The sequence below is a fragment of the Bradyrhizobium sp. USDA 3240 genome, from assembly GCF_054063295.1.
Map to the genome: position 1 here is coordinate 5,107,585 of NZ_JBSSGD010000002.1, position 20,871 is coordinate 5,128,455.

Annotated in this window: 19 protein-coding genes; 10 read left to right on the forward strand and 9 right to left on the reverse strand. The window is 65.0% G+C overall.

Annotated elements, in window-relative coordinates; translation table 11 throughout:
* Positions 1-60 precede the first annotated feature (60 nt).
* The 3 genes from ACVIGA_RS24800 to pobA all read right to left on the reverse strand — a co-directional run bounded on the left by ACVIGA_RS24800 (position 61) and on the right by pobA (position 3,148).
* The gene (locus ACVIGA_RS24800) at positions 61-639 is read right to left on the reverse strand and encodes a glutathione S-transferase family protein (RefSeq protein WP_456668351.1); all 579 of its coding nucleotides are present in this window, start codon (positions 637-639) and stop codon (positions 61-63) included.
* 199 nt (positions 640-838) lie between these two features.
* Positions 839-1,771: an IS110 family RNA-guided transposase gene (locus ACVIGA_RS24805; RefSeq protein ID WP_375777642.1), complete on the reverse strand. Its 933-nt coding sequence runs from the start codon at positions 1,769-1,771 to the stop codon at positions 839-841.
* Positions 1,772-1,978: 207 nt separating this feature from the next.
* On the reverse strand, positions 1,979-3,148 hold the full coding sequence (gene pobA / locus ACVIGA_RS24810) for a 4-hydroxybenzoate 3-monooxygenase (RefSeq protein ID WP_456670883.1): 1,170 nt from the start codon (positions 3,146-3,148) through the stop codon (positions 1,979-1,981).
* A gap of 267 nt (positions 3,149-3,415) precedes the next feature.
* Here pobA and ACVIGA_RS24815 point away from each other — a divergent pair, with 267 nt between their 5' ends.
* The 9 genes from ACVIGA_RS24815 to ACVIGA_RS24855 all read left to right on the forward strand — a co-directional run bounded on the left by ACVIGA_RS24815 (position 3,416) and on the right by ACVIGA_RS24855 (position 12,354).
* On the forward strand, positions 3,416-4,441 hold the full coding sequence (locus ACVIGA_RS24815; RefSeq protein ID WP_176528734.1) for a TRAP transporter substrate-binding protein: 1,026 nt from the start codon (positions 3,416-3,418) through the stop codon (positions 4,439-4,441).
* 182 nt (positions 4,442-4,623) lie between these two features.
* On the forward strand, positions 4,624-5,133 hold the full coding sequence (locus ACVIGA_RS24820) for a TRAP transporter small permease (RefSeq protein WP_092126276.1): 510 nt from the start codon (positions 4,624-4,626) through the stop codon (positions 5,131-5,133).
* An 18-nt stretch (positions 5,134-5,151) separates the two neighbouring features.
* Positions 5,152-6,456, forward strand: a complete 1,305-nt coding sequence (locus ACVIGA_RS24825; protein ID WP_223966169.1) for a TRAP transporter large permease — start codon at positions 5,152-5,154, stop codon at positions 6,454-6,456.
* A 3-nt stretch (positions 6,457-6,459) separates the two neighbouring features.
* Positions 6,460-6,921, forward strand: coding sequence for a DUF3237 domain-containing protein (locus ACVIGA_RS24830; protein ID WP_456668352.1), 462 nt, complete (start codon positions 6,460-6,462; stop codon positions 6,919-6,921).
* Between the two features lie 253 nt (positions 6,922-7,174).
* Entirely contained in the window at positions 7,175-7,969 is a 795-nt protein-coding gene (locus ACVIGA_RS24835) for a crotonase/enoyl-CoA hydratase family protein (RefSeq protein ID WP_456668353.1), read from the forward strand.
* The gene (locus ACVIGA_RS24840; protein WP_456668354.1) at positions 7,966-9,849 is read left to right on the forward strand and encodes a feruloyl-CoA synthase; all 1,884 of its coding nucleotides are present in this window, start codon (positions 7,966-7,968) and stop codon (positions 9,847-9,849) included. Before ACVIGA_RS24835 ends, ACVIGA_RS24840 begins: the two co-directional genes overlap by 4 nt.
* A 20-nt stretch (positions 9,850-9,869) precedes the next feature.
* A complete protein-coding gene (locus ACVIGA_RS24845) occupies positions 9,870-10,631 on the forward strand; it encodes an SDR family NAD(P)-dependent oxidoreductase (RefSeq protein WP_456668355.1) in 762 nt (253 codons plus the stop codon).
* A 63-nt stretch (positions 10,632-10,694) separates the two neighbouring features.
* Positions 10,695-11,114: an acyl-CoA thioesterase gene (locus ACVIGA_RS24850; RefSeq protein WP_456668356.1), complete on the forward strand. Its 420-nt coding sequence runs from the start codon at positions 10,695-10,697 to the stop codon at positions 11,112-11,114.
* An 88-nt stretch (positions 11,115-11,202) separates the two neighbouring features.
* Positions 11,203-12,354 carry an ABC transporter substrate-binding protein gene (locus ACVIGA_RS24855; protein ID WP_223965965.1) on the forward strand — a complete coding sequence of 384 codons (1,152 nt, stop codon included), beginning with the start codon at positions 11,203-11,205 and terminating at the stop codon, positions 12,352-12,354.
* A gap of 66 nt (positions 12,355-12,420) precedes the next feature.
* Here ACVIGA_RS24855 and ACVIGA_RS24860 read toward each other — a convergent pair whose 3' ends face one another.
* From ACVIGA_RS24860 to ACVIGA_RS24870, 3 genes are read right to left on the reverse strand one after another with little or no spacing between them, the layout of a single operon-like run.
* Positions 12,421-13,152: an ABC transporter ATP-binding protein gene (locus tag ACVIGA_RS24860; RefSeq protein ID WP_456668357.1), complete on the reverse strand. Its 732-nt coding sequence runs from the start codon at positions 13,150-13,152 to the stop codon at positions 12,421-12,423.
* Complete coding sequence (locus ACVIGA_RS24865; RefSeq protein WP_456668358.1) at positions 13,149-14,918, reverse strand: branched-chain amino acid ABC transporter ATP-binding protein/permease; 1,770 nt, start codon at positions 14,916-14,918, stop codon at positions 13,149-13,151. The genes ACVIGA_RS24860 and ACVIGA_RS24865 overlap by 4 nt, the downstream gene beginning before the upstream one ends.
* Positions 14,919-14,923: 5 nt before the next feature.
* A complete protein-coding gene (locus ACVIGA_RS24870; protein ID WP_223965973.1) occupies positions 14,924-15,964 on the reverse strand; it encodes a branched-chain amino acid ABC transporter permease in 1,041 nt (346 codons plus the stop codon).
* Between the two features lie 178 nt (positions 15,965-16,142).
* Between ACVIGA_RS24870 and ACVIGA_RS24875 the strand changes: the two genes are divergently transcribed.
* Positions 16,143-16,661 (forward strand): MarR family winged helix-turn-helix transcriptional regulator, encoded by a 519-nt coding sequence (locus ACVIGA_RS24875; protein ID WP_223965975.1) that lies wholly within the window; start codon positions 16,143-16,145, stop codon positions 16,659-16,661.
* 111 nt (positions 16,662-16,772) lie between these two features.
* Here ACVIGA_RS24875 and ACVIGA_RS24880 read toward each other — a convergent pair whose 3' ends face one another.
* From ACVIGA_RS24880 to ACVIGA_RS24890, 3 genes are all read right to left on the reverse strand, one after another.
* Positions 16,773-18,056, reverse strand: coding sequence for a glycerate kinase type-2 family protein (locus ACVIGA_RS24880; RefSeq protein WP_456668359.1), 1,284 nt, complete (start codon positions 18,054-18,056; stop codon positions 16,773-16,775).
* Positions 18,057-18,077: 21 nt separating this feature from the next.
* On the reverse strand, positions 18,078-19,310 hold the full coding sequence (locus ACVIGA_RS24885; RefSeq protein WP_456668360.1) for an ABC transporter substrate-binding protein: 1,233 nt from the start codon (positions 19,308-19,310) through the stop codon (positions 18,078-18,080).
* A 191-nt stretch (positions 19,311-19,501) separates the two neighbouring features.
* Entirely contained in the window at positions 19,502-20,728 is a 1,227-nt protein-coding gene (locus ACVIGA_RS24890) for an ABC transporter substrate-binding protein (protein ID WP_223965979.1), read from the reverse strand.
* Positions 20,729-20,871 lie beyond the last annotated feature (143 nt).

Consider the following 20,871-nt stretch of genomic DNA (forward strand, 5'->3'; position numbering starts at 1 on the left):
CCTACAAAGTTTTAAACGGGATTTGCGCAGGTGTTTGAAAGCGCCGGGGCGGAGGGCTGATTACGCCGGCAATTCGTAGCCGACTTCGCTTTCGATCGCGATCGTCTTCTGCACTGCCGGCCGCGCCATCATCCTATCGTAATGCGCGGTGAGGTTGGGGAACGTCTCCGGCGGCAGCTTCAGGGAATTGGCGAGGCGCCAATACAGCCGGAACAGATGGATGTCGGCGATCGAGTAGCTGCCGATCGCCCAGCCGTGACCGAGCCGGCGGTCGGCGATGCCCCAGACCGCCTTCGCGTAGTCGAGCCCGCGCGCCCTTGCCGGATGCAGCGTCGAGGCGATGAAGGACATCCACGACAGCGCCTGCGCCTCGGCCTCGATATCGTTGCCCGGCAGCAAGTTCGCTTCGGGAAAGCGCCTCGCGAGATAGAACAGGATCGCCGCGACCTCGGTCAGCGGACGGCCGTCGATCAGGAGCGTCGGGACCTTGCCTTCCGGATTGAGCGCGAGATAACCAGGCGCTTGCATGTCGTTGCGCTTGAACGACATCGGGCGCGCCTCGAAGCCCGTGCCGATCTCGTGCAGGGCGATATGCACTGCCATCGAGCTGGCGCCCGGTGCGAAATAGAGGCTGAGCATGGCGGCTGCTCCTGCGTCGTATGATGCAGAAGCTGAACGCCAGCCGCGCCTGATGCAAGCGCGATGTTGGACTCGGCCCTCCACCGTCACCCTGAGGAGGCCGCAGAGCGGCCGTCTCGAAGGGTCGACGGCCCGGCTAGTGGCCGTGCATCCTTCGAGACGCGGCCAAGAGGCCGCTCCTCAGCGACTGTGTTCTTCGTCAAGCGGGTTGCCATGGTTTTTGGTCCCTGAGCATGGCGTTGAGGGTGGTGAGAACTTTGCGCGCGACGGCGATGAGGGCGACCATCTTGGGCTTTCCAGCGGTCACCAGGCGCCGATAGAAGACCTTGAGCTGCGGATGGTATCGGCTGGCCGACAGAGCGGCCATGTAGAGCCCGGCGCGCAGCTTGGCTCTTCCGCCGCCGATCATGCTCTTGCCCTTCCAGCGGCCCGACTGGCGGGTGAACGGGGCAAGACCGGCGAGGCTCGCGATCTGGCGCCGATTGAGTGCGCCGAGCTCCGGCACCTCGGCAAGGAAGGTCCGCGCGAGGGTGTTGCTCACGCCAGGAAAGCTGACCAGCAGTTCCTCCTTAGCGCGCCAGACTGGCGAGCCGCGCACCAGCGTGTCGATGTCGTTGTCGATCTCCGGCAGCTCCTTCTCGAGGACCTTGATATGGCGGGCAAGGCTCTTGCGGACGCGGACATTCTCGGCCCGCTTCTCGCGCTGACGCTCGGCAACGATCATCTCGATGATCTGCCGTCGGCGACTGACCAGTTCAGCCAGCAGCCGGGCTTCCTGATCCGGCATGGCACGTGGCTCCGGCTTTACGGCCTCGACAAACCGCGCGATCACTGCCGCATCGATCGGGTCCGTCTTGGCACGCTGACCAACCGCCTGCGCGAAGTGCCGGATCTGGGCCGGATTGACCACCACCAGCGGCAGCTGAGCGCCGGCCAGCGCAGCAGCGACGATGGTCTCGAAGCCGCCGGTTGCCTCCACCGCAATCAGCGCCGGCGAGATCACCTGCAAGCGCGCAACGAGCTCTTCCAAGCCTTTGCCGTCACGCGCCACGGCAAAGGCTTCCCCGCTCGGACGCACATGTACGTCCAGCCGGTCCTTCGACACATCAATGCCAACGTAGATCGCGTCCATCTGCACCCCTCCTTGCGCAACCGGGCTCGCCAGGCGGCCCTCGCGACTGTTCGGGTTCAATGGAACAACGGACGGGGCGCCGCGCTGAGGCACGGCTTCAAAGCCCTGGGATGAAGCGGTCTCCCGTCCGCTACCGCACCGGGCACTCTATCCGATCCGGCGATTCGAGACTTACAAGGATGACGGATCAACTATCGTGTGAGCTGCCTAAAACGGCAGCCCCACATAATTCTCCGACAGCGACGTCGACGCCGCCTTCGAGCTGACGAGGTAGTCGAGCTCGGCGATCTGGATGCGCGCGGCGAATTCGCCCTCGTCGGGGAATTTGTGCAGCATCGAGGTCATCCACCAGGAGAACCGCACCGCCTTCCAGACCCGCGCCAGCGCCTTTGCCGAGTAGCCGTCGAGCCCTGCCGAGGATTTCTCGTCGTAATATTCGCGCAGCGCCTGTGACAAATAATGCACGTCACTGGCGGCAAGGTTCAGGCCCTTGGCGCCGGTCGGCGGCACGATGTGCGAGGCATCGCCGGCGAGGAACATGCGGCCGAACCGCATCGGTTCGGCGACGAAGCTGCGCAGCGGCGCGATGCTCTTTTCGATCGACGGGCCGGTGATGATCTCGTCGGCGGCCTTCTGGTCGAGCCGCCGCTTCAATTCATCCCAGAACCGCTCGTCCGACCATTGATCGACATGGTCGTCGAGCGGGCACTGCACGTAATAGCGGCTGCGATGCGTCGAGCGCATCGTGCACAGAGCAAAACCGCGCGCGTGGTTGTTGTAGATCAGCTCCGGCGAGACCGGCGGCGTCTCCGACAGGATGCCGAGCCAGCCGAACGGATACACCCGTTCATAGCTGGTGATCGCCGACGCCGGCACGCTGGCGCGGCTGACGCCGTGGAAGCCGTCGCAGCCGGCGATGAAATCACAGGCGATTTCGTGGGTGACGCCGTCCTTGACGTAGCTGACGCGCGGATGATCGGTGTCGAAATCGTGCGGCGTGACGTCGGCGGCGGAGTAGACCGTGGTCAGGCCGGCCGCCTTGCGCGCGTTCATCAGATCGAGCGTGACCTCGGTCTGGCCGTAGATGGTCACGGTCTTGCCGGTCGCCGCATGCATGTCGATGCGGTGCCGCGCGCCGCCGAACGCCAGCTCGACGCCGTGATGAACCAGGCCTTCCTGGTGCAGCCGGGCACCCGCACCGACGCTGTCGAGCAGCGACACGGTGCCTTCCTCGAGCAGGCCGGCGCGGATCCGCCCCAGCACGTAGTCCGGCGTCTGCCGCTCGAGAATGACGTTGTCTACGCCGAAAGTATGAAGTAGTTGCCCAAGCAACAGTCCGGCCGGACCTGCGCCAATGATTGCTACTTTTGTCTGCAACACCTGCTCCTCCCGATCGGATAGGCTTCAGCCGGGCGCTTGCGCCGGGCGGTCGTCATCAACTTGCCAAGGCAACTATATCATATAACAGTTTTGGCAAGGCGGATTTGCGCGGCAAGCGCGTTCGCCGCAGCGCAAGATGCCGGAGGGGCCGGGTGCGACGAGGCGTCGTCCCTGCGGATTTCGTCTTGAATATCCGCGCGAATTAGATAACATGTTAAGTAATGAGACCGGGCACGAAGCCCGTCCTGGAGAGGAGGAGAGGTGATGAGGAAGAGTTTGTTGGCGCTGCTGATGGCAGCCGCCGCCATCGTGCCGGCCGCAGGTCCTTCGCAGGCGCAGGACAAGACCGTCAATCTCAAAGTGTCACTCTGGGTGCCGCCGGCGCATCCGCTGGTGCCGGCGACGCAAGCCTGGGCGGCCGACATCGAGAAGGCATCGGGCGGCACCATCAAGGTCACCGTGTTTCCGTCCGAGCAGCTCGGCAAGGCATTCGACCATTACGACATGGCGCGCGACGGCATCGCCGACGTCACCTATGTCAATCCCGGCTATCAGCCTGGCCGGTTCCCGATCGCGGCCGCAGGCCAGCTCCCGTTCGTGTTCTCGGACGGCAAGAAGGGCACGCTGGCGCTGAACGAGTGGTACCACAAATACGCGCCGACCGAGATGAAGGACACCAAGCTCTGCTTCGCCTTCATCCACGATCCGGGCGCGCTGCACGGCAAGAAGAAGATCCTGCTGCCGAGCGATCTCTCCGGCGTGAAGGTGCGCCCCGCGCAGAGCACCATCGGCGAGATGGTGAAGATGTTCGGCGGCACCAATGTGCAGGCCTCCGCGCCGGAATCGCGCGATGCGATCGAGCGCGGCGTCGCCGACGAGATCACCTTCCCCTGGGGCTCGATCTTCCTGTTCGGCATCGACAAGGTGGTGAAGTACCACATGGACGTGCCGCTCTACACGACGGTGTTCACCTACAACATCAACCTCGCTAAATATAATGCGATGTCGGACGCCCAGAAGAAGGTGATCGACGATCACTGCACGCCGGAATGGGCCTCCAAGGTCACCGATCCCTGGACCGATTTCGAAGCCAACGGCCGCACCAAGATGAAGGCGCTGCAAGGCCACGAGGTCTATCCGCTGACGGCGGATCAACTTGCCGAGTGGAAGAAGGCGGTCAAGCCGCTGCGCGACAGCTGGGCCGAGGCCGTGAAGAAGGCCGGCGGCGATGCCGAGAAGATCGAGGCCGATCTGCAGGCCACGCTGAAGAAGTACGAGGCGGGAATCTGATCCCGTCATTCCGGTTCGCGCGTCAGCGCGAACCCGGAATCTCGCGCCACAATCTCTAGATTCCGGGTCCGCTCGCGTTGCGAGCGTCCCGGAATGACGGTTCCTGACAGCGATAGTCCGACATCATGGCTGCCAATTCCGAAGTTTCCCAGGACGGCGCGATCACCGGTCCACCCGAGCCGGTGCGCAAGAATTTCATGGACCGTTTCATCGATTCGATCGAATGGGTGGCGGCCTTCTTCGTTGGCGTCGTCGCGCTCAACACCTTCACTGCGGTGTTCATGCGCAAGTTCTTTTCGGTGACGATCCCCGACTACTACAATTTCGGCCAGTTCCTGCTCGGCATCCTGATCTTCTGGGGCATCGCGGCGACGAGCTATCGTGGCACCCACATCACCGTGGATCTGGTCTGGGCGAATGCCTCGCCGCGCTATCAGCGCTGGATCGACATCTTCGCGACGCTGGTGCTGCTGTTCGTGGTCACGGTGCAGACCTACACGCTGGTCGACAAGGTGATCGACACCAGGAACAGCCACATCGTCACCATGGATCTCGGCGTGCCGGTCTGGCCGTTCTTCCTGGTGTCGTGGCTCGGCGACGTCTCCGCGGTGCTGCTGATTGCGATCCGGACCTACCGCCTGATCTTCCATCCGGAAGATATCCACGATGCCAAGATCAAGACTGCGGAGTAGACGGCCATGAGTCTCGATTTGAGTCCCGAGGCCGTCGCCGTCATCGGCTTCGTCAGCCTGTTCGCGCTGATGCTGTTGCGTGTCCCCGTCGGCATGGCGATGGGCCTGGTCGGCATCACCGGCTTTGGCTACCTCACCGGCTTTGCCCCGGCGCTGAAGCTGGTCGGCCAGACCACGATGCGCACGGTGACGGATTATTCCTTCGGCGTGATCCCGATGTTCCTCCTGATGGGCGCCTTCGTGTCCGTCTCGGGCATCAGTCGCGAGCTGTTCCGCGCCGCCAACACCTTCGTCGGCCACTGGAAGGGCGGGCTCGGCATTGCGACCATCGCGGCCTGCGGCGGCTTTGCCGCGATCTCGGGCTCGTCGGTTGCGACCGCCGCGACCTTCTCGGCGGTTGCCTATCCCGAGATGCGCCGCTTCGGCTATCCGCAATCGTTCTCCACCGGCGTGATCGCAGTCGGCGGCACGCTCGGGGCGATGCTGCCGCCGTCCACGGTGCTCGCGGTGTACGGCATCATCACCCAGCAGGACATCGGCAAGCTGTTCATCGCGGGCGTGGTGCCGGGCCTGCTCGCGATCCTGATGCACATGATCACGATCGGCATCATCGGCGTGACCCGGCCGGGCTTCCTGCCGGCAGGCAAGAAGGCGTCGTGGCATGAGCGCGCGCTTGCGATGCGCGACGTCTGGTCGCCGCTGCTGCTGTTTTTGTTCGTGATCGGCGGCCTCTATGGCGGCTTCTTCGTCCCGACCGAAGCGGGCGCGGTCGGCGCAGTCGGTGCCTTCATCATCGGCATCCTCAGGGGCAAGCTGACCAAAGACGGCATCCTGCAATCGCTGCTGCAGGCGACGCGCACTGCGGCCGCCGTGTTCACCGTGCTGATCGGCGCGCTCTGCTTCGGCTATTTCCTCACCATCACCCAGACGCCGCAGAACGTCACTGGATTCCTCACCGGACTCGGCATCGGTCCCTATGGCGTGCTGGCGCTGATCCTGATGATGTATCTGGTGCTGGGCTGCCTGATGGATGCGATGGCGATGGTGATCCTTACCGTGCCGATCGTGTTTCCGGTGGTGACTGCGCTCGGCTTCGACCCGATCTGGTTCGGCATCATCATCGTCATGACGGTGGAACTCGGCCTGATCCACCCGCCGGTCGGCATGAACGTGTTCGTGATCAAGAGCGTCATCAAGGACGTCAATATGTCGACGATCTTCGTCGGCGTGCTGCCGTTCGTGATCACCGATCTGATCCGGCTGGTGATCCTGATCCTGTTCCCGTTGCTCGCGACTTGGCTGCCGCAGCGCATGATAGGTTAATCCATGACACCGGAGCTTCAGACCAGATACGTCTTCACCATCACCGCCCGGATCGCGGAGGTGACGTCCGCCGGCGACATCGGCACCGGCATCCGCCGCATCATTCCGATCATCGGCGGCGAGGTGAAAGGCGAGGGGATCAACGGCAAGGTGCTGCCCTTCGGCGCCGACTTCCAGATCATCCGGCCCAGCGAGCTGATCGAGCTGGAGGCAAAATACGCCTTTGAGACCGACGACGGCGCCGTCGTCTATGTCGAGAACAAGGGCATCCGCTTCGGGCCGGTCGATCTGCTCGAGAAGCTCAAGCGCGGCGAGCCGGTCGACCCGAAGCTGATCTATTTCCGTACCGTGCCGAGATTCGAAACCGGCGCCGAAAAGTACCGCTGGCTGATGGAGCACATCTTCATCGGCTCCGCCGCCCGCCACGCCGACCGTGTCGTGATCGACGTGCATCAGGTGCTTTGACGCTCCGCTCCCATCCTCCCCTGGGGGGAGGATCGACGCGCATGAAAATGCGCGGCGAGGTGGGGTGATCGCTCCACACGGGCACTGTCCGGGTGGAGAGATCGTCACCCCACCCCGTCACACATTCCGCTTCGCTTCATGTGGGCCGATCCTCCCCCTCCAGGGGAGGGTGAAGTCCTGCGCCGCCACGCGCCTTGACTCCTGCGATGATAGTTATAAAACATAACTATTCTGAATAGGAAACAATAACGCCATGGGAAACGCTGCCGACGCGGGTGATGCCTCGCTGCTCAGGATCGAGACGCGAGGGGCGGTGCTGACCGTCGGGCTCAACCGGCCGGCCAAGCGCAATGCGCTGAACGACGGCATCATCCTGGCGCTGCGCGACTGCTTTTCCGCGATTCCCGACGAGGTCGGCGCCGTCGTCATCCATGGCGTCGGCGACCATTTCTCGTCCGGGCTCGATCTCTCCGAACTGACCGAGCGCGACGCCACCGAGGGCCTGGTGCATTCCCAGATGTGGCACCGCGTGTTCGACCGCATCCAGTATTGCCGTGTGCCCGTCATCGCCGCGCTGAAGGGCGCGGTGATCGGCGGCGGGCTGGAGCTTGCCTGCGCGGCGCATATCCGGGTCGCTGAGCCGTCGGCCTATTTCGCGCTGCCCGAGGGCCAGCGCGGCATCTTCGTCGGCGGTGGCGGATCGGTGCGGCTGCCGCGCCTGATCGGCGTGCCCAGGATGGCCGACATGATGCTGACCGGTCGGGTCTATTCGGCGACCGAGGGCGCGGCCTACGGCTTCTCGCAATATCTCACTGAGGCCGACGGCGCGTTGCCGAAGGCGCTGGAGATTGCCGAGCGCGTCGCCGCCAATGCGCCGCTGACCAACTTCGCCGTGTTGCAGGCGCTGCCGATGATCGCCGAGGCCAATCCGCAGACCGGCCTCTTGATGGAATCGCTGATGGCGACGGTGGCGCAGAGCGACAAGGAAGCCAAGAAGCGCATCCGCGCCTTCCTGGATCGCAAGACCGCCAAGGTGAAGCCGACATGAGCGCCAAGGCTGATATATCTGCGTCTGCGTCCACCGCGAATACCCATCCGCTGCGCCCGATCTCGTTCGGCAACCCTGATGTCACCGTCGAGCGCCGCGACGACGGCACGATCTACCTTCGCCCCAAGCTCACTCTCGCCGATTACCCCGTTCGCCTCACCGATCGCCTGCATCACTGGGCGAAGGCCGAGCCGAGCCGCGTGTTCATGGCCGAACGTGCAGCCGGCGGCGGCTGGCGCCAGATCACTTACGCGCAATTGCTGGAGACGACCCGGCGCATCGCCTCCGCGCTGATCGCGCGCGGGCTGTCGGCCGAGCGGCCGATCATGATCCTGTCGGGCAATTCGATCGATCACGCGCTGATCGCACTCGGTGCGCTCTATGCCGGCATTCCGTTCTGCCCGGTGTCGCCGGCCTACTCGCTGGTGTCGCGCGACTACGGCAAGCTCAGCTTCGTCATCAAGCTGCTCACGCCGGGCCTCGTCTTCGTCGACGATGCCGACAAATTCGCCGACGCCCTGCGCGCCAATGTCGGGCCCGGTGTCGAGATCGCAGCAAGCCGCGGCACCGTGCCCGGCCGCGAGGTGACGCGGCTCGCCGATCTGATCACAACGCCGGAGGATCCGCGCCTCGACGCGGCCCATGCCGCGATCGGTCCGGACACGATAGCGAAATTCCTGCTGACGTCGGGTTCGACCGGCAATCCCAAGGCCGTCATCAACACTCAGCGCATGATCTGCGCCAACCAGGTGATGCTGCGCGAGACGCTGGCGTTCCTGAAGGACGAGCCGCCTGTCATCGTCGACTGGCTGCCGTGGAATCACACCTTTGGCGGCAATCACAATGTCGGGCTGACGCTCTTCAACGGCGGTTCGATGTATCTCGACGAGGGCAAGCCGATGCCCGGCGGCATCGAGGAGACCGTGCGAAACATGCGCGAGATCTCGCCGACGGTCTATTTCAACGTGCCCAAGGGCTATGAATCGCTGCTGCCCTATCTGCGCGACGATGCCGGCCTGCGGGCAAAGTTCTTCCACCGGCTGCATGCGATGTTCTTCTCGGGCGCCGCGCTGTCGCCGTTCATCTGGAACAGCCTCGATGCGCTCGCCGTCCAGGAGAAGGGCTATCGCGTGCCGATGTTGACCGGGCTCGGCGCCACCGAGACCTCGCCGTTCTTCATGTCGGTGCGGCCCGATACCAGCCGCTCCGGCCATGTCGGGCTTCCGGTGTCGGGCAATGACGCCAAGCTGGTGCCGAACAACGGCAAGCTCGAAGTGCGCGCCAAGGGCCCGAACGTGACGCCGGGCTACTGGCGGCAGCCCGAGCTGACCGCCAAGGCGTTCGACGAGGAGGGCTTCTACAAGTTCGGCGATGCGCTGAAGCCCGCCAACGCCGGCGATCTCGATGCAGGGTTCGATTTCGATGGCCGCATCGCCGAGGATTTCAAGCTGGCGAGCGGCACCTGGGTCAGCGTCGGACCGTTGCGGGCGCGCTTCGTCGGCACCTGCGCGCCGCTGGTGCGCGACGTCGTGATCGCGGGGCTCAATCGCGACGAGCTGGCGGCGATCGTGATCCTCGATCTCGACGGCTGCCGCCTGATCAACCCGGCGCTTGCCGCAGGCGACATCGCGGCCGCGGCGAAGGATCCGCTGGTGCGCGCGGCCTTCCGCGAACGCTTCGCGCGGGTCCTTGCGAGCGCCACCGGTTCATCGAACCGGATTGCGCGGGCGATCCTGCTCGACACACCGCTGTCGATCGATCGCGGCGAGGTCACCGACAAGGGCTCGATCAACCAGCGCGCGGTGCTGGAGCATCGCACTGACATCATCGAAGCGCTCTATGCGCCGGTGCCGCCGGCATCGGTGATCAAACTCCTCTGACCATTCAAGGAGAGAATGCCATGCAGTTGAAGGACCAGGCCGCCATCGTCACCGGCGGCGCATCGGGATTGGGTGCCGCGACCGCGCGCCGGCTGGCTGCGCAGGGCGCCAAGGTCGCGGTCTGCGATCTCAACGCCAGGCTCGCCGAGAGCGTCGCCGCCGAGATCGGCGGCATTCCTGTGGTCTGCGACGTCGCCGATGCGGCAGCCGCCGAAGCCGCGTTCGCTGCCGCCGCCAAGGCGCATGGCCCGGCGCGCGTGCTGGTCAACTGCGCCGGCATCGGGGTGGCCAAACGCGTGATCGGCCGTGAGGGGCCGATGGCGCTCGCCGACTTCGACAAGGTGATCAAGGTCAATCTGCTCGGCTCGTTCAACATGCTGCGGCTTGCGGCGTCGGAGATGGCGAAGCTCGAGCCGCTGGCGACCGGCGAGCGCGGCGTCGTGATCTCGACGGCGTCAGTCGCGGCCTATGACGGCCAGATCGGGCAGGCGGCCTATTCGGCCTCCAAGGGCGGCATCGTCGCGATGACCTTGCCGATCGCGCGCGAACTCGCGCAATTCGGCATCCGCGTGCTGACCATCGCGCCCGGCCTGTTCATGACGCCCTTGCTGGCCGGCCTGCCGCAGGAGGCGCAGGATTCACTCGCCGCCGCGATCCCGTTCCCGCGCCGGCTGGGCCACGCCGACGAGTTCGCCTCGCTGGCGCTGCACATGATCGACAATCCCTATCTGAACGGCGAAGTGGTGCGGCTCGATGCCGCGCTCCGGATGGCGCCGCGCTGACGCATGATCCGGAGGGGCGCAGAACGCCCTTCCGGATCGATCACGTTCAATCGAGGACAGACCATGTTCGTCAACCGGCGCGACGTGCAGATCCAGTGGGGCGATTGCGACCCTGCCAACATCGTCTACTATCCGCGCTACTTCGCGATGTTCGACGACTCGACCTCGATCATGTTCGAAGCTGCCGGTTGCTCGAAGCAGGACCTCGTCCACAAATACGGCCTGGTCGGCATTCCCATGGTCGACACGCGGGCGAAATTCCGCATCCCGTCGACCCATGGCGACTGGATTACCATCGAAAGCCGGATCGAGAGCATCAAGCGCTCGAGCTTCGAGGTGGTGCACCGCGTGTTCAAGGGCGAGGCGTTGGCGATCGAGGCATTCGAGACCAGGGTGCTGGTCGGCCGCCATCCGGACGATCCCGCCAGACTGAAATCAGCGCCATTTCCGCAGGAGGTCATCGACCGCTTCCTGAAGGGCTGACTTGCGGCCCCTCATGACCTAAAGAAGGGGCTGAATTGGCCCGCAAAACTGGTTTAAACCCAAAAAACATATCCGCAGGGAGGAATGAATGAAGAAGGCCACTCTCGCCGCCGCAGTGCTCGCAGCCGCTATCGCGCTGCCGGGTGCATCCGCGCTGGCGCAGACCAATGAAATCACCATCGGCATCTCGATCTCGACCACCGGCCCCGCCGCCGCGCTCGGCATCCCCGAACGCAACGCGCTCGATTTCGTGCCGAAGGAGATCGGCGGCGTGCCGCTGAAGCTGATTGTGCTCGACGACGCCGGCGATCCGACGGCCGCGACCACCAATACGCGGCGCTTCGTCACCGAGTCCAAGGCCGACATCATCATGGGCTCCTGCATCACGCCGACGACGATCGCGGTGTCGACGGTCGCCAACGAGGCCGGCATCCCGCATCTCGGTCTCGCGCCGTTTCCGATCAATGAGGCCCGCGCGAAATGGTCGGTCGACCTGCCGCAGTCGATTCCGATCATGGGCAAGGTGCTTTACGAGCACATGAAGGCGCACAACATCAAGACCGTCGGCTATATCGGCTATTCGGATTCCTACGGCGATCTCTGGGTCAACGACTTCAAGGCGCAGGCCGTGCCGATGGGCCTGACCATGACCGATGAGGAGCGCTTCGCGCGTCCGGATACGTCGGTCGCGGGTCAGGTGCTGAAGCTCGTTGCCGCCAATCCCGACGCCATCCTGGTCGGCGCCTCCGGCACTGCCGCGGCGCTGCCGCAGTCCGCGCTGCGCGAGCGTGGCTACAAGGGCCTGATCTACCAGACCCACGGTGCCGCCACGATGGACTTCATCCGCATCGCGGGCGCGTCGGCGGAAGGCGTCATCATGTCGGCCGGCCCGATCATGTCGCCGGAAACCCAACCCGACAGCGCGCTGACCAAGAAGCCGGGCCTGACGCTGAACGCGGCCTATGAAGCCAAGTACGGCGCCAACAGCCGCAGCCAGTTCGCCGGCCATTCCTTCGACGCCTTCGAGGTGCTGAAGCGCATCATCCCGACGGCGCTGAAGACCGCCAAGCCCGGCACGCCGGAATTCCGCGAGGCGATCCGCCAGGCGTTCATCTCCGAGAAGGAGATCGTCGCGTCCCAGGGCGTCTACAACTGGACCGAAAAGGACCGCTACGGCCTCGACGACCGCTCGCGCATCCTGCTCACGGTCAAGGACGGCAAGTACATCCCGGCGATGTGAACTGGGCGCGCTCCGCGAATCGAAAGAAGCCGGTCCCGATGAGGGGCCGGCTTTTCCATGAGGCGCCTAGATCGCGCTCTCGCCTTCGTGCTGGAAGCCGAGATAGCTCGCGGCGACGCCCTTGTTGGCGGCGATCTCACTGGCCGGGCCTGACAGCACGAACTCGCCGAGCTCCATCACATAGGCGCGGTCGGCGATCTGCAGCGCTGCCTGGGCGTTCTGCTCGACCAGCAGCACCGAGACGCCGGCTGCGCGGAGCTCGCCGACGATGCGGAAGATGTCGGCGACGATGATCGGGGCGAGGCCGAGGCTCGGCTCGTCCAGCATCAGCAGTTTCGGCGCGCCCATCAGCGCGCGGCCCATCGCCAGCATCTGCTGCTCGCCGCCGGAGAGCGTGCCGGCGAGCTGCTTGCGCCGCTCCTTGAGCCGCGGAAACAGCGTGTAGACCCGCTCCAGCGAGCGGGCCGCCGTAGCCTTCGCGATCCGGAAGGCGCCGAGCTCGAGATTGTCCTCGACGTTCATGGTGCCGAACAACTCGCGATGCTCGGGCACCAGGCTCAGGCCCGTGGCGACGCGGTCCTCGATGTCGAGCTGCGCCATGTCGACGCCGGCGAAGGTGGTGCGGCCGCGTAGCGGCAGCACGCCCATGATGGCGTTGAGCAGCGTGGTCTTGCCGGCGCCGTTGGCGCCGATGATGGTGACGATCTCGTTCTCGCCTACGTCGAGCGAGACGCCGCGCACGGCCTCGACCTTGCCGTAGGCGATATGGACGTCAGCAACCGATAGCAGCGCACTCATGCGGCGGCTCCGAGATAGGCCTTGATGACGTCGGGGTTGCGCTTGATCGCGGCCGGCGTGCCCTCGGCGATCTTGGTGCCGAAATCCAGCACCACGATGCGGTCGGCGAGATCCATCACGAACCCCATGTCGTGCTCGACCAGCAGCACCGACATGCCGCCGTCGCGCAATTGCCGGAGCAGCGCGGCCAGCCGCTGCTTCTCCATGTGGCGCAGGCCGGCGGCCGGTTCGTCGAGCAGCAGCAGCATCGGATCGACGCACAGCGCACGCGCGATCTCGACGATGCGTTGCTGCCCGAGCGAGAGCGAACCGGCGAGCTGGTCGATCTGTTCGGACAGGCCGACGCGCTCGATCTGCCGCGCGGCTTCCGCCAGCAGTTTCGCCTCGTCAGTGCGGTCGAGCCGCAGCATGCTGGAGATCGCCCCGGAATTGCCACGCAGATGCGCGCCGATCGCGACGTTCTCGAGCACGGTCATGTCGGGCACCAGCTTGACGTGCTGGAACGTCCTACTGACGCCGAGCTTGACCACCTCCTGCGGCGGGGCGTTCGCGACTTCGTTGCCGAGCACGGCGATCTTGCCGCTGGTCGCGGCCAGCACGCCGGTGATCAGGTTGAAGGTCGTGCTCTTGCCGGCGCCGTTCGGGCCGATCAGCGCGACGATCTCGCGGGCGTTGACGTCGAACGAGACGTCGTTCACCGCGAGCACGCCGCCGAATTGTTTGCGCGCCTTGTCGATGTGCAGCAGGACCGGAGACGTCCCCGCCGCCCGCTCGCGGTGTTCCAGCTTCACCGATGTGTCCGGCGTCTTGCGGGCCGGCTTGAACGGCAGGTGCGACATCAGCCAGGGCCAGACGCCCTGTGGTGCGAGCTGCAGCAGCAACACCAGCATGATCCCGAACACGATAGTCTCGAGCTGGCTCTGGCCGCCGAAGATGTAGGGCAGATAGCTCTGCAGCACCTCTTTCAGGATCACGACGATGGCGGCGCCGAGCACGCCGCCCCAGACGTAACCGGCACCGCCGACGACGGCGATGAACAGATACTCGATGCCGGCCTGCGCGCCGAACGGCGTCGGGTTGGCGGCACGCTGGAAATGCGCATAGAGCCAGCCGGACAGGCCGGCCAGCACTGCCGCATAGATGAACACCAGGAGCTTGGCGCGCGGTGTCTGCACACCGAATGCCTCGGCCGCGATATGGCCGCGCCGCAGAGCGCGGATGGCGCGGCCGGTGCGGGAATCCAGCAGGTTCATGGTGAGGAGCGCGGAGAGCAGCACCGCGACCCAGATCGCGTAATAGATCGTGTCCGGGCTCAGCATCTTGAAAGAGCCGATCGAGAGCGGCGGGATGCCCGAAATGCCGTCGTTGCGGCCGAGGAATTCGAGCTTGCTGAACAGATAGAACAGGCCGATGCCCCAGGCGATGGTGCCGAGCGGCAGATAGTGGCCGGACAACCGCACCGTGACGAGGCCGAGCAGCACGGCCGCAATGCCGCTGACCAAAAGCGAAGCCGGCAGCGTCAGCCACGGCGAGACGCCGTAGGCGGTGGTCAGCACCGCCGTGGTGTAGGCACCGAAGCCGCAGAACGCAGCCTGTCCGAACGAGGTGAGGCCGCCGACGCCGGTGAGCAGCACCAGCCCCATCGCGACCAGCGCGGCGAGGCCGATATTGTCGAGCAGGACGATCCAGAACGGCGGGATGCCCGGCAGAAGCGGGATCACCGCCATCACGAGCGCGAAGATGATGAGAGGAAGCCGCTGCGTCATCGCGCTCAATCCTTCTCTTCTTCGACCTGGGGCGCTGCGAGCGAGCGCAGCACCAGGACGGGAAGGATCAGCGTGAAGACGATGACTTCCTTGAAATTACTCGCGTAGAACGACGAGAAGGCCTCGACGATGCCGACCACAATGGCCGCGACCGCGGTCAGGGGATAGCTGACCAGGCCGCCGATGATGGCGGCGATAAAACCCTTCAGGCCGATCAGGAAGCCGGTGTCGTAATAGAGCGTCGTGATCGGCACGATCAGGATGCCGGAAATCGCGCCGATCACGGAGGCGAGCAGGAATGCGATCTGGCCCGACAGCGTGGTGCGGATGCCGACCAGGCGGGCGCCGAGGCGATTGACCGCGGTGGCGCGCAGCGCCTTGCCGGTCTTGGTGTAGCCGAAGAACAGCCACAGCCCCACGATGAAGCCGACCGTCAGGGCATACACAGCGAGGCTCTGGCCGGTGAAGCGCAGCGGACCTGCGGTCACCGCGGCGCTCGACAGCGCCGGGGCGCGCAGGCCTTCGGCGCCGAAGAACACCAGGCCCAGGCCCTGAAGCGCCAGATGGCAGCCGACCGAGGCGATCAGCAGCACCAGCACGGAGGTGTGCGCGATCGGCTGGAACGCGATGCGGTAGAGAAACAGCCCGATCGCCGCCACGATCAGCAGCGCCAGCGCAATGTTGACGGCAATCGGCGTGTTGGGGCCAACCAGCGCATAGACGAGGCCGAGCAGCGCCACAGGAAAGGCAATGTTGAGCGCGACCGAGCGCATCACCAGCCGGGCATGCAGCGCCTTGCGGGCGAAGAACAGATCCAGCGCGAACGCGACGAGGCCCATCGCGACGGCAAGGCGCACCGTGCCGGGCACCTGTCCGGTCGCCAGCATGGCGTAGCTCAACGCGCCGTAGGTGACGAATTCGCCCTGCGGGATCAGGATCACCCGCGTCACCGCGAACACCAGCACCAGGGCCAGCCCGAGCAGTGCGTAGATCGCGCCATTGGTGATGCCGTCCTGCAGCAGGAACAGCATGATCGTTGTGTTCAAGGCCGAGCGCTCCCCCTTAAGCGTCGGACCGCCGCAGCCGGCTGTGCCGGTCGGGTCGGCCGATGCCGGCTGTTGATAGCCGCCGATATTTGATATGGTGCATAACGATTATTAGATATAATCTCAAGGTCCCCGAGCGTCCCGCGGGGTTTTTTACCGGGATTGCGAGCCTGGAGCGATGACTGTTTCCAAAACCGCCGCCGATGCCGTCCGATCGTCGCGTGCCCTACGCAGGGAACCGGTCGATCCTGCCGGGGACGACAGCATGCTGCAACTGGGCGAACTGTCCGGACTGCTCGGCTATTCGCTGAAGCGTGCGCAGCTCAAGGTGTTCGAGGACTTCCTGCGCTGCGTCGCGCCGCTGCAGCTGACGCCGGCGCAGTTCTCGGTGCTGCTGCTGCTGGACAAGAACCCGGGCCGCAACCAGACCGAGATCGCCAACACGCTCGGCATCCTCAGGCCGAATTTCGTCGCCATGCTGGACGCGCTGGAGAGCCGCGACCTTTGCGCGCGGATGCGCTCCACCAACGACCGCCGCTCCCACATCCTCGTCCTGACCGACAAGGGCCGCGCCGTGCTGGCGCGCGCCAAGAAGCTGGTCGCCAACAAGCACGAGGCGCGGCTGATCGAGGTGCTCGGCCCGGCCAACCACGCCGCGCTGTTGGAGATGCTGGCCAAGCTCGCGCAGGAGTTTTGAGGCTCTGTCATTCCGGGGCGCGCCGCTTGGCGCGAGCCCGGAATCCATACTCACGATCGTGGTTATGGATTCCGGGCTCGTCGCCTTGCGCCGCCCCGGAATGACGGTGAATCAATCCACCAAAATCACCCGCACATCGTTGACGTTGGTCAGCGTCGGCCCGGTCAGCAGCAAATCCCCGGTCTGCGCGAAGAAGCCGGTGGCATCGTTGTTCTCGAGATAGGCCCTCGGATCGAGGCCGCTCGATTTCATCTTCGCGAATGTCGCCTGATCGATCACGGCGCCGGCGGGATCGGTGGCGCTGCCGGCGCCGCCATCGGCGCCGTCGGTATCGGCGGCGAGCGCTGCGATGTCGGGCGTGTCCTTGAGCAGGTCGGCCAGCGCCAGCGCGTATTCCTGGTTGGGGCCGCCGCGGCCATTGCCGCGCACCGTCACCGTGAGCTCGCCGCCGGAAACGATGGCGACGCGCTTGCCCTCGCTGCGCGCCTTCAGTGCGAGCCGCGCGTGATCGGCCGCGACGTCGCGGGCCTCGCCCTCGAGATCGGCGCCGAGCGCGATGGTCTCGTAGCCGGCGTCCTGCGCGACCTTCACCGCGGCGTCGATTGAGGCTTTCGGCTTTGCCAGCAGATCGAATGTCGCGCGCGCAAAGGCGGGATCGCCCGGCTTGCAGCTCTCGTTCCTGGGATCGTCGAGCGCGCGGCGGACCGCGTCATCGACCGAGAGATTGTATTTGGCGACCAGCGCGCGGGCATCCGCAAGCGTGGTCGGATCCGGCACCGTCGGCCCCGAGGCGATCGCGGAGGGATCGTCATGCGGCACGTCGGAAATCGCCAGCGTGACGATCTCGGCGGCGTGCTGCCCGGCGCGGGCCAGCCGTCCGCCCTTGATCCGCGACAGATGCTTGCGCACGATGTTCATCTCGCCGATCGGCGCGCCGGAGCGCAGCAGCGCGCGGTTGACCTGCTGCTTCTGGGCAAAGCTCACGCCCTCGACGGGCGCGATCCAGTTCGCCGAGCCGCCGCCGGTCAGCAGCACCAGCAGCAGATCGTCGGGGGTGGCTTCCGCCGCGAGCCGCAGCGTATCGTCGGCCGCGCGCAGGCCGGCTTCATCGGGCACCGGGTGCCCGGCCTCGACCACCTTGATGCGGCGGGTCGGGACGCCATGGCCGTGCCGGGTGGTGGCGATACCGACCAGCCGCGACGGTTCGAGGCCGAGCGTGTCGAGATAATGCCGTTCCGCCGCCGCGGCCATCGCGCCGGCGCCCTTGCCGGCGGCGAGGCAGATCACGCGTCCCTTCGGCGCCGGCCGCAGCCGCGATGCCAGCACGACATCGGGATGCGCAGCCGCCACCGCGGCATCGAAGATCGAACGCAGGAAGGGACGACGGTCGGTCATGGCTGTGCTTTCGTTACGCGGTCAGTTTCCGCCGACTTCGCCGCTGATGACGTCGCCGAACAATTGCCAGCGCTCGCCCTTGAACTGCATCAGCTGCAATTGCTCGATCGGCTGGAAGTCGGCGGGCCCGGTCGACAGTGTCACGCCGGGCAGCAGGCCGCCCTGCGCAAACTGTTTCAGGCTCGCCGCCTGCTTCATCACATTGGCGCGGGTGAGGTCGTCGCCGCAGCGGCGCAGCACCTCGACCATCGTGGTCGCCATGTTGTAGCCGGTCATCGCCGAGGCATCGACGCGGTTGGTGTCGGGCATGTATTTGGCGAGCAGCTCGTCGAACGCCTTCATGCCGGCGTCGTCCTTCCACTGCGGGTCGCTGGCGTCCTTGGCGTAGGCGGCCGAGATCACGCCCTGCGCATTGTCGAGGCCCGCGGGGCGCATCACCGTCGCGGTGGAGGCCGAGACGTTGGAGACGATCGTCATCGGCTTCCAGTTCATCTCGCCGAGCTTCTTGATCGCCTGGGCGCCGAATTTCGGCGTGGTGAAGAAGATGATGACGTCGGGGTTGGCGGATTTCAGCCGCACCACATGGGAATCGATGGTGGGCTCGGCAACCTCGTAGCTCTCCTTGGCGGCAATCCGCGCAGGATCGCTGGCGAAGCCGTCTTCCAGGCCCTTCAGATAATCTTTGCCCATGTCGTCGTTCTGGTAGAGCACCGCGACCTTGGCCGCGGGCTTCTCCTTGAGCAGATATTTCGCGTAGATCCGCGACTCGCTCTGGTAGCTCGGCAGCCAGCCCATGGTCCACGGGAACGCCTTCGGATCGTTCCACTTGGTGGCGCCGGTGGCGACGAACAGCTGCGGCACCTTCTTGGCGTTGAGATATTTCTGGATCGCGGTGTTGGAGGCGGTGCCGAGCGTGCCGAACAGGAACAACACCTCGTCGCTCTCGACCAGCTTGCGCGCCTGCTCGACCGCCTTCGGCGGCGAATAGGCGTCGTCGTAGGAGATGAAATTGATCTTGCGGCCGTTGATGCCGCCATCGTCGTTGACCTTCTTGAACACCGCGGCCATCGCCTTGCCGACCACGCCATAGGCCGACGCCGGGCCGCTATAGGGCACGATGTTGCCGATCTTGATCTCGGCATCGGTCGCTCCGGTGTCGTATTTCTTCTGCGCCCATGCGGCATTGCCGGTCATGGCAGCGACGGCGAGGCCGAGCAGGGCGGTTGCGACACGGTGACGGATCGGCTTCGGCATTTCCCGAAAACTCCTTGTTGTTGCCGGCGCGCTGGGCCGCCGGGTTCTCTGCGGTTGTTGCCGGTTTTCCTAGCGCATCGCCGGGCAAAGTGTAAGCAGGCATTGCCCCGGGCCGGTCGCCCCATGGTGAATGAAAAGCCCCCTGCGACGGTATCGCAGGGGGCCATTGTCGGTCGATTGTCGGCAGGAAATCAGCCACCGACGTCGGCGCTGATGACGTCGCCGAACAGTTCCCATTTATCGCCCTTGAACTTCATCAGCTGCAACTGGCTGATCGGGGCGAAATCGTTCGCGGCGGTATTGATCTTGATGCCGGGCAGCAGCACTTCGGTGCGGAAGTCCTGCAGGCTCGCCGCCTGCTTCATGATGTTCTCGCGGGTGAGGTTGTCGCCGCACTGCTTCAGCACCTGAACCAGCGTCTGGGCCACGCCGAAGCCGACCACGGTGCCGCCGTCGAGCTTGTCGCCCTCGGGGAAGTCCTTGGCCATGAAGGCGTAGAATTCCTTCATGCCGGGATCATTGTCCCATTGCTTGTCGGAAGCGTCCTTCAGATAGGCGGCGGAGATGATATCCTGCGCGTTCTCGAAGCCGGCCGGTTTGATCACGCTGCCGACCGAGGCCGACACGTTGTTGAGGAAGTGGGTCGGCTTCCAGCCGATCTCGGCGACCTTCTTGATCGCCTGCGCCGCGAATTTCGGCGTCGCGATGTCGATGAAGACGTCGGCGTTGCTTGCCTTCAGCTTGACGATGTTGCTGTCGATGGTCGGCTGGGAGGTCTCGAAGCTCTCTTCGGCGACGATCATGCTGGCGGCCTTCTGGCCGAGACCGTCCTTCAGACCCTTCAAATAGTCCTTGCCGTAATCGTCGTTCTGGTAGAGCACGGCGATCTTGGCGTTCGGCATGTTCTTCAGGATGTACTTTGCATAGATCTGGGTCTCGCTCTGGTAGTTGGGCTGCCAGCCCATGGTCCAGGGAAAGTCCTTCGGATCGTTCCACTTGGTGGCGCCGGTGGCGACGAACAGCTGCGGCACCTTCTTGGAGTTCATGTATTTCTGGATCGCCGAGTTCGACGGCGTGCCGAGCGAGTTGAAGATCAGCAGCACCTCGTCGCTTTCGACCAGCTTGCGGGCCTGCTCCACGGCCTTCGGCGGCGAGTAGGCGTCATCATAGGAGATGAAGTTGATCTTGCGGCCGTTGATGCCGCCGGCGTCGTTGATCTTCTTGAAATAGGCGGCCTCGGTGCGGCCGATGATGCCGTAGGCGGAGGCGGGTCCGCTGTAGGGCATGATGTTGCCGATCTTGATCTCGGTGTCGCCGGCGCCGGTGTCGTATTTCTTCTGGGCAAGCGCAGCGCTGCTGGACGTCGCGACGAGCGCGAGGGCGGCCCCGAGGACCGCAAGTCTTGTGGTGGCGGACATCTATGTCTCTCTCCCTGTTGTCAGACGAATGTGTCGCGGCCCCCTTGTTTCGAGGGCTCTGTTATTTGACTGCAATGATTAGCATTTCAGGCGGCCCGTCTCAATGAAAAGCCCCTGCGACAATGCCGCAGGGGCTCTCGTCT

Coding starts and splice junctions, on each gene's coding strand:
- ACVIGA_RS24860 (WP_456668357.1), bottom strand. CDS start 13,152: ATGAGTGCGCTGCTATCGGTTGCTGACGTCCATATCGCCTACGGCAAG.
- ACVIGA_RS24840 (WP_456668354.1), top strand. CDS start 7,966: ATGAGCGCCAAGGCTGATATATCTGCGTCTGCGTCCACCGCGAATACC.
- ACVIGA_RS24885 (WP_456668360.1), bottom strand. CDS start 19,310: ATGCCGAAGCCGATCCGTCACCGTGTCGCAACCGCCCTGCTCGGCCTC.
- ACVIGA_RS24835 (WP_456668353.1), top strand. CDS start 7,175: ATGGGAAACGCTGCCGACGCGGGTGATGCCTCGCTGCTCAGGATCGAG.
- ACVIGA_RS24850 (WP_456668356.1), top strand. CDS start 10,695: ATGTTCGTCAACCGGCGCGACGTGCAGATCCAGTGGGGCGATTGCGAC.
- ACVIGA_RS24830 (WP_456668352.1), top strand. CDS start 6,460: ATGACACCGGAGCTTCAGACCAGATACGTCTTCACCATCACCGCCCGG.
- ACVIGA_RS24890 (WP_223965979.1), bottom strand. CDS start 20,728: ATGTCCGCCACCACAAGACTTGCGGTCCTCGGGGCCGCCCTCGCGCTC.
- ACVIGA_RS24815 (WP_176528734.1), top strand. CDS start 3,416: ATGAGGAAGAGTTTGTTGGCGCTGCTGATGGCAGCCGCCGCCATCGTG.
- ACVIGA_RS24865 (WP_456668358.1), bottom strand. CDS start 14,918: ATGACGCAGCGGCTTCCTCTCATCATCTTCGCGCTCGTGATGGCGGTG.
- ACVIGA_RS24805 (WP_375777642.1), bottom strand. CDS start 1,771: ATGGACGCGATCTACGTTGGCATTGATGTGTCGAAGGACCGGCTGGAC.
- ACVIGA_RS24875 (WP_223965975.1), top strand. CDS start 16,143: ATGACTGTTTCCAAAACCGCCGCCGATGCCGTCCGATCGTCGCGTGCC.
- ACVIGA_RS24855 (WP_223965965.1), top strand. CDS start 11,203: ATGAAGAAGGCCACTCTCGCCGCCGCAGTGCTCGCAGCCGCTATCGCG.
- ACVIGA_RS24880 (WP_456668359.1), bottom strand. CDS start 18,056: ATGACCGACCGTCGTCCCTTCCTGCGTTCGATCTTCGATGCCGCGGTG.
- ACVIGA_RS24845 (WP_456668355.1), top strand. CDS start 9,870: ATGCAGTTGAAGGACCAGGCCGCCATCGTCACCGGCGGCGCATCGGGA.
- ACVIGA_RS24800 (WP_456668351.1), bottom strand. CDS start 639: ATGCTCAGCCTCTATTTCGCACCGGGCGCCAGCTCGATGGCAGTGCAT.